At 64.3% G+C, this 442-nt stretch carries 1 protein-coding gene; it reads right to left on the reverse strand.

Annotated features, from left to right (window positions below):
• Positions 1-442, reverse strand: a 442-nt coding sequence (locus IOC61_RS17580) for an NADP-dependent isocitrate dehydrogenase (RefSeq protein WP_195690024.1), incomplete at both ends; no start/stop codon positions are given.

Below are 442 nucleotides of genomic sequence, written 5' to 3' on the forward strand. Positions count from 1 at the left end.
GTAGAAGACCAGCAGCGCCTTCTTGCTCATGAACATGCTGTCGATGACTTCGCCTTCCTGCAGCTCGACACGGGGCTTGAGCACCCGGGTCTCGCCGCTGGCGGTAATCAGTTCCATCTTCACGCTGCGGGCGCGATCCAGCGTCATCGACTTCTCGCCATCGTAGAAGTCGCCCTCATGCATGTGAGAGACGTGGCTGCGCGAGGCCTGACTCCACTCCCCCATGTGGTGGGGATACTTGCGGGCATACTCCTTGACGGCCCGGGGCGCGCGGCGGTCGGAGTTACCCTCGCGCAGCACCGGGTTCACGGCGCTACCCATGACCTTGCCGTAGCGCGCCTTGATGTCCTTCTCCTTGTCGCTCTCCGGCTCATCCGGGTAGTCCGGCAGTGGGTAGCCCTGGCCCTGCAACTCCTTGATGGCGGCCCGCAGCTGCGGCATG

It is taken from the genome of Halomonas sp. KAO (assembly GCF_015595025.1).
GTDB lineage: Bacteria > Pseudomonadota > Gammaproteobacteria > Pseudomonadales > Halomonadaceae > Halomonas.